Annotated in this window: 13 protein-coding genes; 6 read left to right on the forward strand and 7 right to left on the reverse strand. The window is 73.8% G+C overall.

The genetic code is table 11. The features are described 5' to 3' along the window. Positions 1 to 48: 48 nt before the first annotated feature. From KMS84_RS23270 to KMS84_RS23280, 3 genes are all read right to left on the reverse strand, one after another. Positions 49 to 1,800 (reverse strand): urease accessory protein UreH domain-containing protein, encoded by a 1,752-nt coding sequence (locus KMS84_RS23270; protein WP_256918367.1) that lies wholly within the window; start codon positions 1,798 to 1,800, stop codon positions 49 to 51. Continuing rightward, the gene (locus tag KMS84_RS23275; RefSeq protein WP_256918368.1) at positions 1,797 to 3,653 is read right to left on the reverse strand and encodes a tetratricopeptide repeat protein; all 1,857 of its coding nucleotides are present in this window, start codon (positions 3,651 to 3,653) and stop codon (positions 1,797 to 1,799) included. The genes KMS84_RS23270 and KMS84_RS23275 overlap by 4 nt, the downstream gene beginning before the upstream one ends. Positions 3,654 to 3,803: 150 nt before the next feature. Further along, entirely contained in the window at positions 3,804 to 5,312 is a 1,509-nt protein-coding gene (locus tag KMS84_RS23280; protein ID WP_256918369.1) for a DUF4331 domain-containing protein, read from the reverse strand. Positions 5,313 to 5,523: 211 nt separating this feature from the next. Between KMS84_RS23280 and KMS84_RS23285 the strand changes: the two genes are divergently transcribed. From KMS84_RS23285 to KMS84_RS23295, 3 genes are all read left to right on the forward strand, one after another. After that, the gene (locus tag KMS84_RS23285; RefSeq protein WP_256918370.1) at positions 5,524 to 6,066 is read left to right on the forward strand and encodes a sigma-70 family RNA polymerase sigma factor; all 543 of its coding nucleotides are present in this window, start codon (positions 5,524 to 5,526) and stop codon (positions 6,064 to 6,066) included. Next, positions 6,063 to 6,917, forward strand: coding sequence for an anti-sigma factor (locus KMS84_RS23290; RefSeq protein WP_256918371.1), 855 nt, complete (start codon positions 6,063 to 6,065; stop codon positions 6,915 to 6,917). Before KMS84_RS23285 ends, KMS84_RS23290 begins: the two co-directional genes overlap by 4 nt. Before the next feature lie 126 nt (positions 6,918 to 7,043). Then, positions 7,044 to 7,328 carry a hypothetical protein gene (locus tag KMS84_RS23295; RefSeq protein WP_256918372.1) on the forward strand — a complete coding sequence of 95 codons (285 nt, stop codon included), beginning with the start codon at positions 7,044 to 7,046 and terminating at the stop codon, positions 7,326 to 7,328. A gap of 34 nt (positions 7,329 to 7,362) precedes the next feature. Here the strand turns inward: KMS84_RS23295 and KMS84_RS23300 are convergent, their stop codons facing one another. From KMS84_RS23300 to hmgA, 4 genes are read right to left on the reverse strand one after another with little or no spacing between them, the layout of a single operon-like run. Next, positions 7,363 to 8,574: a CaiB/BaiF CoA transferase family protein gene (locus KMS84_RS23300; RefSeq protein ID WP_256918373.1), complete on the reverse strand. Its 1,212-nt coding sequence runs from the start codon at positions 8,572 to 8,574 to the stop codon at positions 7,363 to 7,365. Between the two features lie 9 nt (positions 8,575 to 8,583). After that, on the reverse strand, positions 8,584 to 9,744 hold the full coding sequence (locus KMS84_RS23305) for a type ISP restriction/modification enzyme (RefSeq protein WP_256918374.1): 1,161 nt from the start codon (positions 9,742 to 9,744) through the stop codon (positions 8,584 to 8,586). Positions 9,745 to 9,779: 35 nt separating this feature from the next. Continuing rightward, entirely contained in the window at positions 9,780 to 10,529 is a 750-nt protein-coding gene (locus KMS84_RS23310; protein ID WP_256918375.1) for a GntR family transcriptional regulator, read from the reverse strand. Positions 10,530 to 10,555: 26 nt separating this feature from the next. Further along, entirely contained in the window at positions 10,556 to 11,917 is a 1,362-nt protein-coding gene (gene hmgA, locus KMS84_RS23315; RefSeq protein ID WP_256918379.1) for a homogentisate 1,2-dioxygenase, read from the reverse strand. A 161-nt stretch (positions 11,918 to 12,078) separates the two neighbouring features. On the opposite strand from hmgA, the gene KMS84_RS23320 reads away from it, so the two are divergent. From KMS84_RS23320 to KMS84_RS23330, 3 genes are all read left to right on the forward strand, one after another. After that, entirely contained in the window at positions 12,079 to 12,651 is a 573-nt protein-coding gene (locus tag KMS84_RS23320; RefSeq protein ID WP_256918376.1) for a hypothetical protein, read from the forward strand. A gap of 64 nt (positions 12,652 to 12,715) precedes the next feature. Next, complete coding sequence (locus KMS84_RS23325; RefSeq protein WP_256918377.1) at positions 12,716 to 13,333, forward strand: TetR/AcrR family transcriptional regulator; 618 nt, start codon at positions 12,716 to 12,718, stop codon at positions 13,331 to 13,333. A gap of 84 nt (positions 13,334 to 13,417) precedes the next feature. Then, a partial coding sequence (locus KMS84_RS23330; protein ID WP_256918378.1) for a molybdopterin-dependent oxidoreductase occupies positions 13,418 to 14,803 on the forward strand: 1,386 nt, incomplete at its 3' end.

Genomic DNA, 14,803 nt, shown 5'->3' on the forward strand with positions numbered 1-14,803 from the left:
CCGCACTTCGCATCCGGGCGAAAACCTCCGCAACCCCACCAACGTAGCTCAGCCCAGTACGGATGCGGCCCCCTTGAGCACCAGTCCGGCGCCGAGGACCACCACGAGGAAGGCGGACCACAGGGGCAGGTTGCGTTGCACGAGCGACACGGCGGGGTGGGACGTCCAGCGCGGCTGCCGCTCCAGGAGGCGGGTCGCCCCCGCGCCGAGCCGGACGACGGCGAACCCGGCGGCCGTCAGGGTCAGCGCGAGGCCCACGCCGTACGCGACGACGAGCAGCAGGCCGAACCAGGCCTGTCCGAGCGCGGCGGCGCCGACCAGCACGACCACCGCCGACGGGCTGGGCACCATGCCGCCGGCGAACCCGAGCAGCAGCGTGCCGCGCAGGGTGGGGGCGACGGCGTGGGTGTGGGTGTGCCCGCCGTGGGTGTGCGTGTGGGTGTGCCCGTGAGCGTGGTCGTGCCCGTGGGTGTGACCGTCTTCGCGGTGCCGCTCGTGCTCGTGCGGGTGATCGTCACCGGCTTCGTGGCTGTGGCTGTGGTGGTGGCCGTCGCCCGGCGCGTCGTCGTGGCCGGGATAGGCATGGGTGTGCGCAGGGGTGGCCCCGACGAGGGCGAGTTGACGGTCCGCGGTCTTCGCGGGCGCGCGGTCGGACGAGTGACCCCCCTGCGGGTGCGGGTGCGGGTGCGGGTGCGGGTGTGGGTGGGGATGCGGATGGGGATGCGCGTGGGCGTGTCCGTGCGCGGAGCCCGCGCCGCCCCGGCCGCGCCAGGCCCGGCGGGCCAGGGTCACGCCCGCGAAGAGCACCAGCGCGCCGCTCGCCAGTCCCAGCCAGGCGATCACCGAGGGCGCCGCGGCCGAACCGGCGGTGACGAGGAGTCCCAGCGCGACGACGCCGAGCGTGTGCGTGACGGTGACCGACGCGGCGAGCGGGAGGACGTCCTTCATCCGCGCCCGGCCGCCCCGGGCCGCCGCCGTCGCCGCCATGATGGTCTTGCCGTGCCCGGGGGCGACCGCGTGCAGCGCCCCGAGACCGACGGCGATCACCAGGGCCAGCGCGGCGAACCCGAGCGTGAGGTGCTGCCGGGCGACCAGGTCGTCCAGGGCCCGGGTCCAGCGGTCGGCGCCGCGCGGCAGCACCGAGGCGGCCGGCGCGTCCCGGTTCTCCTCGACGAGCGCCGCGCCGCCCGGCCGCACCCGCACGGACGCGGTCGAGGTGTCCGCCGGCGAGGAGAGCAACTCCTTGGGGTAGCTGGTCAGTTCGCCCGACAGCGACGTCTTCGGGACGTCGGACGCGGTGAGCGTCATCCGGTCGCCGCGCGCGGTGATCTCGCGCCAGCCGGGCCCGGAGGAGACGCCCGCGCTGTGGAAGCCGACGGAGATGGTCTCCGCGTCGGCGGCCTCCGGCAGCGGGGCGGTCAGCCGGCACTCGACGCGCAGCGTGTCGAGCCCGGCCTGACCGGGCCGCACGGTCGCCTTGCCCGCGCCCGCGGTCAGGGGCACGGCGCGGCCGTCGACGGTGAGCCTGCTGCCGGAGGCGGCCGTGGCGCAGCGCTCCCGGGCCCAGGCGCTCATCCCGAGCCGCTCGATGTCGGGCTTGGCCTGGGTCGCCGGGATCTCGGCGAGGTCCTCGACGTGGTCGACGCGCAGTTGTCCCGGGGCGGCGACGAGACCGTCGTAGCGGTTGACGGTGAAGTTGCCGAGCGGGTGCGCGCTCGCGCCGGCGGAAGGGACCAGCGCGAGCGCGCAGCCGGCCGTGAGCACGGCCGCGCAGGAGGCGAACAGACGACGGGTGCTCACTTGCCCGCCTCCAGCGTCTTGAGGGCCTCTCGGGCCTGACGGGCGCCCAGCGGCGAGAAGCCGGCGTTCAACTTCAGCGCGGCGGCCAGGTGGGTACGGGCGTCGGCGAGGTGGCCGGTGGCCTTCTCGATCACACCGCGGTGGTAGAGGAAGGCCGCGTTGCGGTAGCCGGTGGCCGTGGCCTGCCGGGCGTGGGCGAGGGCCTCGGCGTCCTTGCCGTTGACGTGCAGGGCCCAGGCCAGGGCGTCCGCCGTGTGCACGGTGTGCCGGCGCGACCAGTCGTCGCGGGCCGCGCGCAGGGCCGTCGCCCGGTCGCCGTGGTCGGCGGCCGCGAGCGCGGTGTCCAGGTCGGCGTTGACGCCGTTGGCGCGGGCGATCGCGGTCCACGCGTCGACGAGCGCGTACTGCTCCTCGGCCTTCGCCCGGTCTTCCGAGCCTCCGCGGGCTTCGTACAGCTCGCCGAGCTCGACCAGCGGTCCGGGCAGCGGGTAGCGGGCGACGATCAGCTCCAGGCCCTTGATCGCCTCGGCCTGCCGTCCGCTCGCGGCCTGGGCGCGGGCGCGGCCCTCCAGCGCGGGGAGGTAGTTCTCGTCGGCGGCGAGGGCGCGGGCGTAGTGGGTGAGGGCCGTGGCGTAGTCGCCCTGGTTCCAGGCGAGTTGGCCCAGCTGCGCGGCGACGTAGGCGATGTCGCCGGGCGAGGTGGAGGCGGCGAGCGCACGGTCCAGGACCCGGCGGGCGGTGGTGACGTCGCCGCGCAGTTCGTGGACGTAGGCGTAGCGGGTGAACACAGGTACGCCGGGACGCCGTTGGTCGGCGATCCGCACGGCCGCCTCGGCATCGTCGTAGCGGCCCAGCTCGACCAGGGCGTCGACGCGGGAGCACAGGGCGCGCTCGTTGTAGGGGTTCTGCTTCAGGACCCGGTCGGCGAGCTTCAGCGCGCCGGCGAAGTCGTGCCGCGCGGCGGCGAGGGCGGCCCGGCCGGCCAGCGCCTGGTCGTTGTCGGGGCGCAGGGTGAGCGAACGCTTCAGGGCCTGCTCGGCCTGCGGGTAGCGGGAGGGATCGCCCTTGGTGCGGGCCTGCTCGACGTAGGCCAGCCCCAGGGTGGCCCAGCCGCCGAAGTCCCGGGGCTGCACGCGCAGATGAGCTTGCAGGGCGGTGATGCTCGCGTCGAGGTCGCCGCCGGCGAGGAGGCCGGGGGAGACCGCCGCGGCCGTCGCCACGGGCATGTTCCGTCCGTCGTGGGCCGCGCCGAGCGCGATCGCGCCGGCGGTCAGCGCCACGGCCAGCATGGCGGCGCAGGCGGTCAGCTGAGCGGCCCGCCAGCGACGCCCGGCGGCCCCGGCCCGCCGCACGGCGACGACCCGCTCGTCGACCCCGGCCTCGTCGGCCCCGGCGCCGGTGTCCCCACCGTCGCCCGGACCGGCGGAGTCCTGCGCACCGGCGTCCGCGGCGGCACCGGCGGGAACACCGGCCTCGGCGGCCGCGTCGGGCGTGCCGTGGTCGCCGTCAGCGGTGTGGTCGTGGTCGGCGCCGGTTTCGGCGACGGCCTGCGCGCCCGCCTCGTCGACGGACACGGGACCGGATCCGGCGGCGGTGCGGGAGACGGCGTTCGCGTCGGCGTTCACGTCCCCGTCCGCCGGCGCGTCGGTCTTCGGGAGAGCGGCCGTCCCGGAGGCCGCCCCGGACGCCCGCTCCGGGCCGGCGGCTTCCTCGGAGGCCGGGGCGGTGGCCGGCGCCGGCTGTCCCGGGGCCGGGACCGGTGTGCCGGAGCCCGGCTCGCCGCAGGCCGGTGCCTGCCGGGCGGACACCGGTGGGGTGTGCTCCGGTTCGCCGTCGTTCGTCCGCGCGGACATGCCCTCTCCTAGGTCGCCTGGGGTGGTTCCGTCTGCTCGTGTGGGGGGCGGCGCGGCCCGCGCCGTGGGGGATGAGTACGCGGGCCGCGCCAGTCGGTGGGACAGGGCCGGGGAGTGCAGGATTCTCCCCGGCCCGTTCAGGGGGAGGGCCTAGTAGGCCCGCCGCCGGCCTCGCCACCACATCAGGCCGCCGCCGATGAGGAGGATGCCCGCCGCGCCGGCGCCCGCGGAGGACGCGATCAGCTTGGTGTTGTCGGTCGAGCCCGTGAGGGCGTCGCCGAGCTGGCTGCGGACGTCGGCGCCGCTCTTGGCGCTCGCGCCGCGCGAACCCTCGGTGGGCAGGGCGATGTAGGGGAAGGACTTCTCGAAGCCCTTGTCGTTCTTGTCGACCGCGTCGCCCAGGTCGTTCTTGGAGCCGACCAGTTCGCCCTCGACGACCTGGAGCGAGGCGTCGATCACGTCGTCGGTGAGGCGACGGCCGTTCGGGAAGCCCGCGTTGTCACCGTCGAGCACGCCCAGTCGCTTGGGGTGCATGCTCGGCTTGATCGAGGTGTTGAGGCGCAGCTCCTCCGAAGGCGTCACGTACGGGGGCTGGTTGAGGCCCTTGACGCCCTTCAGGAACACGTCGACGAGGTCGTTGCGCGGCTCGGCCGGCGCCTTGATCTTGTAGATCGCCTCGATGAGCTTCGGCAGCTCGGGGTTGGTGACGTTCTTCAGGAACTGCCCGTCGTCCTTGGGCTGGGACGCGTTGAACTTGTCCTTGTCCTTGATCGGGTTGACGACCTCGTTGACCAGCGGGTTGCCCAGCCGGGAGACCTGCGAGTAGTAGCCCTGGGCGTTCTCGCGCTGGGTGGTCGACCAGATGCCCACGATCGGCTGGTGCTTCGCCTCGGTGATCATGTCGCTCGGGACCTGTAGCGCGATGGAGTTGACGTTGTAGCCCTTGAGCGTGTCGTTGCCGACCTCGGAGAGGTCGCCGCCGTAGAGCAGGTCGAAGACGCGCAGGTCCAGGAAGAACGGGTCGTCGGCCTGGCCGGCGAAGGTCTTCGCGCCGTTGGGCAGCTTGTAGATCGCCTGGTCGCGCAGCTTCTTGTAGTTCGGCATCGACGCCTTGCCCACGTTCGACGGCGCCACCGGCACGTCGTCCGCGATCTTCGTCTTGTGCTCGACCTTCCCCTTCTTCAGCTTGATCAGCTCGAGGTCGTAGGTCTGCGTGACGTTCAGGTCGGGGTCGTACAGGCTGTCGACGGCGCCGGTGTTGTAGAGGAACGTCTTCTTGTTCTTCGTGTGCGTCTTGAAGGTGTACCGGAAGGTCAGGTCCTCCTTCGCGTCGCCGTTGTTGTCGATGTGCAGGTCGTACTGGGCGTCCTCGGCGAACGGGAAGAAGTTCGGGCCGCCCGCGGGCTCCTCGAAGGGGATCCAGTTCGCGACGATCGTCGTCGTGTCCGGGTGGTCCGGGCTGACGAAGGCGTACACGTCCGTGTTGTCGTACTGGGGGGTGCCCGAGATGAGAGGAGCCTCACGGTGGCTGGAGGCGTAGGCCGCCCCGGGCGCCAGCGTGGCGGCGCCGGCGGCTGCGAGCCCCCCGGCGGCCAACGCACCGCATATGAGGGTCGCGACGCTCCTGCGTCCGTTGCCGCTCCTGGAGAAAGCTGTCATGCCGTCCGTCCTCTGTGCCAAGTTGCCTGACGGACAGTGATACGGAGCGGAGGGCGGGTTCGGATTGGTCCGGAGCGAAAAACTTTTTCTTTCCTCGTCACCCGCGTTTTCGCCGCTCGGATCCGTACCCATCCACCGGAGGTGTGTTCGTTTGCGGATGCCTGGTGTGACGGGGCGGCCCGGGTGCGGAGGGCGCAGGGAGGGGGACGGCATGGAGGCGGACGAGCTTCTGGTGCTCGTGGCGGGGGGCGACCAGCGGGCCTTCGAACGGCTCTACGCCCTTGTCTCGGGGCCGGTGTTCGGGCTCGTGCGTCGCGTCGTCCGCGATCCGGCGCAGTCGGAGGAGGTGGCCCAGGAGGTGCTGCTGGAGGCCTGGCGCTCCGCCGGGCGTTTCGACCCGAACCGCGGCAGCGCCCTGTCCTGGATCCTCACCCTCGCCCACCGCCGTGCCGTCGACCGGGTGCGCAGCGCCCGCGCGGCCGTCGACCGAGAGCAGCGCGAGGCCTCCCGCTACCACGACCCCGCCTTCGACCAGGTGGCCGAGGAGGTCGAGGCGGGGCTGGAACGCCAGTTGGTCCGCCGCTGCCTGCACCGGCTGACGGACCTTCAGCGCCAGTCCGTCACCCTCGCCTACTACGACGGCTACACGTACCGTGAGGTGGCCGACCGGCTCTCCCTGCCGCTGGGCACGGTGAAGACACGGATGCGTGACGGGCTCACGCGGCTGCGCGACTGCCTGGGAGGCGCCGCATGAGTCTGCTGGGCCTGTTCCGCCGCGAGGACCCGCACTCGCTGGCCGCCCCCTACGCGCTCGACGCCCTCGAGGCCGACGAGCGCCGCCGCTTCGAAAGACATCTCAAGGGCTGCGACCGCTGCTCCGCCGACGTGCGCGCGCTGGCCGAGGACGCCGTGCGGCTCGCCTGGTCGACGGCCGCCCCGCCGCCCGCCGCGATGCGCGAGCGCGTGCTGGCCGCCGTGCAGCGGACCCCGCAGGAGGCGTCGCGCACACCGCTGCGCGAGCACGAGCCCCAACTGCCCCCGCACGTCTGGGGCGCGCAGCCGCCGCCCCGGCGCTCGGGGGGCAGCTCCCACTCCCACGCCTCCGGACGCGGGGGGACGCCCCGCGCGCGCCGCCCGCTGTTCGCGCCGCTGGCGACGGCGACCGCCGCGGCAGCCCTCGTGGTCGCGTCCCTGTTCGCCGTCCAGGCGGGCCGGGCGCAGGACCGGCTGGACGCCGAGCGTGCCCAGGCACGTGAGATCGCCCACGTTCTCGCGGCTCCGGACGCGCGGGCGGGCAACGGCAAGGACGCCGAGGGCCGCAGTATCGGAGTGATCGCTTCCGTTTCCGAGGGGCAGGCGATCGTCACCTTGAGCGGATACGACGCGCTGCCCGCCGGACGGGCGCATCAGCTGTGGCTCATGCGCCCGAACGCGCAACCACGCTCCCTCGGGCTCTTCGCGGGCGACACGCCCCTGGTCGCCACCGGTCTCGACAAGGCGGCGACGTCACTCGCTGTGACCGTCGAGCCGGACGGCGGGTCGCCGCAGCCCACTACACAGCCGGTTGTCCAACTCACCCTGAAATCGGTTGGATTCGGAGAGTGATCGAGGAGGAGTCGTCAACCCCCTTACGGGGAAGGTGAATCAGGTGAGCTCGATACACGGGTGCCTCGACGGGGCGATAGGGTTACCCTGCCCGGGCCGGGTGGACTCGTACGGGTGGGGAGTGACATGGAACAGATAACGATGCACAGCAGGGCACGGGTCCCTGCCATCACCTGCGGGAGCAGCGCGACCAGTTCGCGTCTCGACCGCCATCTCTCGGTGCTGGCGGGCCCCGCCATCCCGCAGCGGGAGACGGCCGAGGCGACCTCGCTCATGCGGGAGCTGACCGCGCGTGAGCCCGTGCGTGACCACGGTTCCCGCAGGACGACGCGGGCCAGGGTCAGCCGCGTCTCGCTCTTCGCGCCCCTGCGCCGGCTGCGCCGCTCGCTGTTCGGCGGTCACCGGCACTGACCGGCCGCACGTCGTCATGAACTGAGTCCCGCGCTCAGGCGGCCACACCGTCCCGGCGCAGCGCTGCGATCTCCTCGTCCGTCATCCCCACGGCACGCAGCAGCGCTTCGGTGTGCTCCCCGAGCGCGGGCACGTCCCCCATGCATGCCTCCGCCCCGCCCGGCAGCGTGATCGGGGGCAGCAGCGCCCGCAGCGGGCCGACCGGCGTCCCCACCTCCCGCCAGCGGTCACGGGCCGCGAGCTGCGGGTGCTCCGCCAGCTCGTGCAGATCCCGCAGGCGCGCGCAGGCGATGCCCGCGTCCTCCAGGCGTGCCAGCGCCTCGTCGGCGCCCTGCGCGCCCAGTGCCCGCGCCACCAGGGCGTCGGTGCGCTCCCGGTTCGCCACCCGTGCCGCGTTGGTGGCGTACGCCGGGTCCGTGCCCAACGCGGTCTGCTCGAGGACCTGTTCGGCCAGCCGTCGCCACTCCCGGTCGTTCTGCACCGACAGCAGCACCCGTCCGCCGTCGGCCGTGGCGTAGGCGTCGTAGGGTGCGATCACCGCGTGCGCGAGGCCGGTGCGGGCCGGGGCGGCGCCGCCGTGCATCGTGTGGTGCAGAGGGTGGCCCATCCACTCCGCGAGCGCCTCCAGCATCGACACCTGCACCGGACCGCCGCGTCCGGTCGTGCCGCGCCGCACCAGTGCCGCCAGCACGCCCGAGAAGGCGTACATGGCCGCCGCGACGTCCGCCGCCGGGATGCCCGCCTTCACCGGCTGCTCGGGCGTCCCGGTCACCGACACCAGCCCCGCCTCGCACTGCACGAGCATGTCGTAGGCCCGCTTGTCGGCGTAGGGGCCGCTCGGGCCGTACCCGGAGATGTCCACCGCGACCAGCCGCGGGTGCGCCGCGCACAGGGTGGCCGCGTCCAGGCCCAGCCGGGCCGCGGCGCCCTGCGCGAGGTTCTGCACGAACACGTCCGCGTCGCGGATCAGCCGCCGGACGACGTCCAGGCCGCGCGGATCCTTCAGGTCCAGCGCGACGGACTCCTTGCCCCGGTTGCACCACACGAAATGCGAGGCGAGGCCGCCGGCGGCGGTGTCGTACCCGCGCGCGAAGTCGCCGCCGTCGACCCGCTCGACCTTGATCACCCGGGCGCCGAGGTCGGCGAGCTGCCGGGTCGCGAACGGCGCCGAGACGGCCTGCTCGACGGCGACGACGGTGAGCCCCTCCAGGGGCGGCGGCAGGGGCGGCTCGGCCATGGCATCCATGGGTGGATGCTAGATCAGCGCGAACTGGCCCTCCGGGCCCTCCTCGTGGTGGTCCAGGACCGTCGCCGGCCGGCGTGCCGTCTGCGGGACCGGCAGGACGCCCGCCTCGCGCAGCTCCGTCGCCGTGACCTGACGCGCGACCCGCAGCTCCGCCCGCCGCGCGCCGACCTCCGCCAGCAGCGTCAGCACCGTGACGAGTTCCAGGAGTTCGGAGGTCCACGACTGCTGCCAGGCCGTCGGGCGGATCGCCGCCAGGGCGCCCGGCCCGGCCTCCCGTGCCGTCCGCTGCGCGAACCACTGCTCCAGCACCCGGACTCCGGCGGCCGTCTCGAAGTCCCAGGCCTCGGGCGGGACCGGGGAGACCCGGCCCTCGTCGAGGTGGAGGGTCTCCCCGTCGCGGTCGTAGTGCAGGGTGAGGGGGCGGGCCGGGAGGGGGGCGCGGACGTACGGGCGGCGGCCGCCGGGCAGCCGGGGGCGCTCCCCGTCGCGGCGCAGCAGCCACAGCGCGCGGCGGCCCAGCTCCACGCCGAGCGCCCACACCTCGGGGTCCCGGGGCAGCGGGACGCTCAGATCGGGACGGACGGCGGCCAGGGTCCAGGCCAGGAAGTCCACCGGATCGGGGGAGTGGCCCAGTGCGCGCAACAGGTCCGGCAGGCCCGGCGCCATGTTCGGCTCCCGGCCGCCCGGCCGCCGGTACAGCGGGCGGATCCGGCCGGGGCGCAGCAGGGGCAGCCGGGAGGTCGCGAGCAGCGGCCACGTCGGCGCGTCCGGCGTCTCCACCGCGAACACCTGCGCGTCGTCCGCCACTCGCCACAACTCGGGGCGGGCCGCGTCGATGAGACGCTGGTCGGGGATGAGCCACTGCTCGTCGAACGGCGCGGCCAGCACCCTGACCGGCTCCGGGCAGGGGCCCGAGGCGCGGGCCAGCTTCCGCGTCCCGCCGTGCGGGCCGGGCAGCTGGCCGACCGCCGAGTGCACGGTGCGCGAGCGCGTCGGCTCGAAGAGGGCCTCGCGGTCCGCGCCGTCGGCCTTCAGCAGGGCGTCCCAACGGGCCTTCAGGGACGCCGGGTCGGGCGCCGTCGGCCACCCCCGGCCGAGCCGCGGCGGTGCGACGGACCACGGCATGAGGTCCGCCAGCGGCGGAGCGTCGTCGTGCGTCACGCCGGGCATCGTACGACGGTCCGCGGGCGGTGCGGCACGGCGCGTCACGTCGCGTCGAGCGTGACCGTGAACGAGAAGCGGTCGCCCCGGTAGTGGATGACGGCCGCGTCGAGGACCCGGCCGCCCGCGTCGTGGGTGACCCCGGTGTAGTGCAGGATCGGGCTGAGCAGCGGGACCCGCAGCAGCCGGGCCGTCTCCGGGTCCGCCAGCCGTGCCTCGACGGTGTCCGTGATCCTGCCGATGTCCGCGCCGACGACGTCCCGCAGCACCTTCGTCATGGGCCAGCGGACCAGGTCCTCGGGGTCGATCCGGGCGGCCAGTTCGGGGCGGACGTAGTTGCGCGCGTGGTTGGTGGGCTCGCCCGTCTCCTCGTCGCTTCTGAGGCGGTGGTAGGCCGCCACCTCGGTCAGGTCCGGGAAGTGCTCGGCGACCTCGGCGGGGACGGGCGTGCGGCCGTGTTCCAGGAGTTCGGTCGTCATGCCGGACTGCTGGGCCACGATCGCGTCGACCGAGCCCAGCAGCCGCACCGGCGCCCCGCGCCGGGCGGACGGCTCGATGAAGGTGCCCCGGCGCCGGTGCCGGGTGATCAGCCCCTCGTCCTCCAGTTCCTTCAGGGCCTGCCGCATGGTCAGCACGCTCACCCCGTAGTGCCCGGCCAACTGCTCCTCGGTGGGCAGCCGGAGCGGGTCGCGGGGCGAGCGGCCCAGTATCGAGGCGCGCAGCGACTGCGACACCTGGTACCAGAGCGGCAGCTTTCGGGTGAGGACGATCGAGTCCGGGGCGAAGGAGGTCACGGGCTATCCGTACCGGTCGGCACCGTTCAGTGCAATGTGTCGCCCGAGGGCCGGAAGTGGCGTTCGAGACCCTGCCAGACGTCGTCGTAGCGCTGTTGCAGATGGTCGGCGCGGGCCGCCTGCGGGGTGAGGACGAGCGGCCAGCGCGTCTCGAACATGAACGCCAGCCCGTCGTCGATCTTCTGCGGCCGCAGGTCGGCGGCGCTGGCGCGGTCGAAGGTCTCCCGGTCCGGGCCGTGCGCCGACATCATGTTGTGCAGGGAACCGCCGCCCGGCACGAAGCCGCCCTTGCCGGCCGTCTTGGCGTCGTACGCGCCCTCGATCAGGCCCATGTACTCGCTCATCACGTTGCGGTGGAAGTACGGCGGGCGGAAGGTGTCCTCGCCGACCAGCCAGCGCGGGGCGAAGACCACGAAGTCGACGCCGGCCAGCCCGGGAGTGTCCGAGGGGGAGGTCAGCACGGTGAAGATCGACGGGTCGGGGTGGTCGTAGGAGACGGTCCCCATGACGTTGAAGCGGCGCAGGTCGTAGACGTACGGCGTCAGGTTGCCGTGCCAGGCCACGACGTCGAGCGGGGAGTGGTCGTAGGTCGCGCTCCACAGGTGGCCGCAGAACTTGTTGACCACCTCGACCGGGCCCTCGACGTCCTCGTAGGCGGCGACGGGCGCCCGGAAGTCGCGGGGGTTGGCGAGCCCGTTGGCGCCGATCGGCCCGAGGTCGGGCAGACGGAAGAGCGCGCCGTAGTTCTCGCAGACGTAGCCGCGCGCGGTTCCCGGCCCGCCGTCGGGCGCGCTGTCCAGCAGGTCGACGCGGAAGCGGACCCCGCGCGGGATCAGCGCCACCTCGCCGGGCTCGACGTGCAGCAGCCCGAACTCCGTGCGCAGCAGCAGCCCGCCCGCCTCGGGGACGATCAGCAGCTCGCCGTCCGCGTTGCCGAAGACGCGGTCCATGGAGGCGTTCGCGTGGTACAGGTGCACGGCCATGCCGGAGCGCTGGGCCGCGTCGCCGTTGCCGCCGAGCGTCCACAGACCGGCGAGGAAGTCCGTGCCGGCGGGCGGCTCGGGCAGCGGGTCCCACCGCAGCCGGTTGGGGTCGGGCACGGTCTGGCCGAAGGGGCCGGTGCGGATCGCGCCGTCGCCGGAGCGGGTGAACGCCGGGTGCGCGGCCGAGGGGCGGATCCGGTACAGCCACGAGCGGCGGTTGTGGGCGCGCGGCTCGGTGAACGCCGTGCCGCTGAGCTGCTCCGCGTACAGGCCGAGGGGGGCGCGCTGGGGGGAGTTGCGGCCCTGCGGCAGGGCGCCCGGCACGGCTTCGGAGGCGTGCTCGTTGCCGAACCCCGAGAGGTAGGTCAGCCCCTCGGCCGTCTTGCGTGCGTCCCCGCTGCTCATCATGGCTCCCTTGCCGACTGATTCCTGTGCATCACCGTAGGATTGCGTTTTCCCGGGCGCAAGAGGGTCGGGGGTCCTCCTCTCGGAGGACGATCACGGCACGGCCAGAACCAGACTTCAGGGGGATCCCCGTGCCGGACCGGTGCTCTAGTGTCCCGATCATGTCGTGGACGCGCACTCTTCCCACCGCGCTCGCGGTCTGTGTCCTGCTGCTGACCGGATCCGTGGGCTGCGGTTCCGGCGGGACGCGGGACGGAGGGGAGACGCGCTCGCCCTCGCCCGCGGGCAGGGTGCTGGACCACACCGACGACGACGGGCGCCACTACCGCGAGGTGGCGAAGAAGGGGGCGCCCGAGGTGGGCGTCGAGGTCCAGCCGGACGCCCACGGCGGCTGGGACGTGCGGGTGAAGCTGGCGCGCTTCCGCCTCTCGCCGTCGGGCACGCCGCCGAAGGCGGTCGCCGGCCGCGGCGTCGCCCGGCTCTACGTCGACAGCCAGCAGGTCGCCGACCTGCGCAGTCCCTCGTACCGCATCCCGGCCGGCTACCTCCCGCACGGCACGCACGAGGTCACCGTCCGCCTGTACGCCGACGACGCGACGGTGTGGGCGGTCGAGGGCCGGCCGGTGGAGGCCACGGCGGACGTCACGGCGTCGGAGCCGTCGCCCGCCGCGTCGGGCCCGGCGTCGGCGCCCGGAGCGCCGTCCGGATCGCCGTCGGGATCGCCGTCCCGTTGAGTGCAGCGGGCACCTTTCCTCGTACACGGGGGCGAGGTTCACCCGGACGCGGCGGAAAGGCATCATGAGGTCCGTGCCCCAAGCGACATCCCTCCGGCGCGCGCCCGTGCAGCGGCGCAGCGCCGAACGGCTGACGAGAATCCTCGACGCCTGCGCCGACCTGCTGGACGAGGTGGGCTACGACGCCCTGAGCACCCGGGCCGTGGCCGAGCGCGCCGGTGTTCCCATCGGCTCCGTCTACCGCTTCTTCGGCAACAAGCGGCAGATGGCCGACGCGCTCGCCCAGCGCAACCTCGAACGCTACGCCGAGCGCGTCACCGAGCGGCTGAAGGAAGCCGGCCGGGGGGACTGGCGGGCCGCCATGGACGCCGTGCTGGACGAGTACCTGGCCATGAAGCGCACCGCGCCCGGCTTCTCCCTGGTCGACTTCGGCAACCAGATCCCGGTCGGCGCCCGGCACGCCGAACCCAACCACCGCGTGGCCGACCGCCTCACCGACCTGCTCTCGGGCCATCTCCTGCGCGCACCCGACGACGATCTGCGCCGTGTCTTCCTGATCGCCGTGGAGACCGCCGACACCCTCGTCCACCTGGCCTTCCGGGTCGATCCGCAGGGCGATCCGAAGGTGATCGAGGAGACCCGCGAGCTGCTGCGCGCGTATCTGGCGCGGGTCCTGGACTGACGGCCGCGGCCGACCCCCTCCCCACCGGCCATACCGGTCGGTATGCTCACTCGGGAGAAGGCGCCGCCGCCCCCAGGAGGACCCGTGTCCCGCACCGCCCTGCGAATCTGCCCGTTGTGCGAGGCCACCTGCGGGCTCACGCTCACCATCGAGGGGACGAAGGTCACCGGCGCCCGCGGCGACCGGGAGGACGTCTTCAGCAAGGGCTTCATCTGCCCCAAGGGCGCCTCCTTCGGCGCCCTGGACGGCGATCCCGACCGGTTGCGGACCCCGCTGGTGCGCAGGGACGGGGAGCTGCGCGAGGCCACCTGGCAGGAGGCCTTCGACGCCGTGGCCGCCGGCATCCGGCCGGTCGTCGAGCGGTACGGGGCGAACAGCGTGGGCGTCGTCCTCGGCAACCCCAACGTGCACACCATGGCGGGCGCGCTCTACCCGCCCGTGCTGATCGCCGGACTGGGCACCCGCAGCCTCTTCACCGCCTCCACGGTCGACCAGATGCCCAAGCACGTCTCCAGCGGACTGCTCTTCGGCGACGCGGGCGCGATCCCCGTGCCGGACCTCGACCACACCGACCACCTGCTGCTCATCGGCGCCAACCCCCTGGAGTCCAACGGCAGTCTGTGCACCGCCGCCGACTTCCCCGGCAAGCTCAAGGCGCTGAAGGCGCGCGGCGGCGCCCTCACGGTCATCGACCCGCGCCGCACCCGCACGGCCAGGCTCGCCGACCGCCACATCCCCATCCGGCCGGGCACGGACGCGCTGCTCCTGGCCGCCATGGCCCAGGTCCTCTTCGAGGAATCCCTCGTGGCGCTGGGCGAGTTGGCGCCGCACGTCGAAGGCCTCGACGAACTCGCCGAGGCCGTGGCGGAGTTCACCCCCGAGGCGGTCGCCGACGCCTGTGACGTGGAGGCCGGGCTGATCCGCACCCTGGCCCGCGAGCTCGCCGCCGCCCCCACCGCCGCCGTCTACGGCCGCATCGGCAGCTGCACGGTGCCCTACGGCACCCTCGCCAGCTGGCTCGTCGACGTCCTCAACATCCTCACCGGCAACCTGGACCGGCCCGGCGGCGCGCTCTTCCCGCAGGCCGCCACCGACCGCACCCCCCGCCCCGCCGGACCCGGGCGCGGATTCCGCCTCGCGCGCTGGCACTCCCGGGTGAGCCGGCACCCCGAGGCCAAGGGCGAACTGCCGCTCTCCGCGCTCGCCGAGGAGATCGACACCGCCACCGACGAGGGCGAGCCGATCCGGGCGCTCGTCGTGGTGGCCGCCAACCCCGTCCTGTCCGCCCCGGACGGCGACCGGCTCGACAAGGCCCTCGACGCCCTCGACTTCATGGTCAGCGTCGACCCGTACCTCAACGAGACCTCGCGCCACGCCGACGTCGTCCTGCCCCCGCCCCCGCCCTCGCAGAGCCCGCACCACGACTTCGCCTTCAACACCCTCGCCGTGCGCTACCAGGTCCGCTACACC

Source organism: Streptomyces hilarionis (genome assembly GCF_024539675.1).
GTDB classification, from domain to species: Bacteria; Actinomycetota; Actinomycetes; order Streptomycetales; family Streptomycetaceae; genus Streptomyces; species Streptomyces hilarionis.

Coding starts and splice junctions, on each gene's coding strand:
- KMS84_RS23290 (WP_256918371.1), top strand. CDS start 6,063: ATGAGTCTGCTGGGCCTGTTCCGCCGCGAGGACCCGCACTCGCTGGCC.
- KMS84_RS23325 (WP_256918377.1), top strand. CDS start 12,716: ATGAGGTCCGTGCCCCAAGCGACATCCCTCCGGCGCGCGCCCGTGCAG.
- hmgA (WP_256918379.1), bottom strand. CDS start 11,917: ATGAGCAGCGGGGACGCACGCAAGACGGCCGAGGGGCTGACCTACCTC.
- KMS84_RS23285 (WP_256918370.1), top strand. CDS start 5,524: ATGGAGGCGGACGAGCTTCTGGTGCTCGTGGCGGGGGGCGACCAGCGG.
- KMS84_RS23275 (WP_256918368.1), bottom strand. CDS start 3,653: ATGTCCGCGCGGACGAACGACGGCGAACCGGAGCACACCCCACCGGTG.
- KMS84_RS23295 (WP_256918372.1), top strand. CDS start 7,044: ATGGAACAGATAACGATGCACAGCAGGGCACGGGTCCCTGCCATCACC.
- KMS84_RS23280 (WP_256918369.1), bottom strand. CDS start 5,312: ATGACAGCTTTCTCCAGGAGCGGCAACGGACGCAGGAGCGTCGCGACC.
- KMS84_RS23300 (WP_256918373.1), bottom strand. CDS start 8,574: ATGGATGCCATGGCCGAGCCGCCCCTGCCGCCGCCCCTGGAGGGGCTC.
- KMS84_RS23305 (WP_256918374.1), bottom strand. CDS start 9,744: ATGCCCGGCGTGACGCACGACGACGCTCCGCCGCTGGCGGACCTCATG.
- KMS84_RS23320 (WP_256918376.1), top strand. CDS start 12,079: ATGTCGTGGACGCGCACTCTTCCCACCGCGCTCGCGGTCTGTGTCCTG.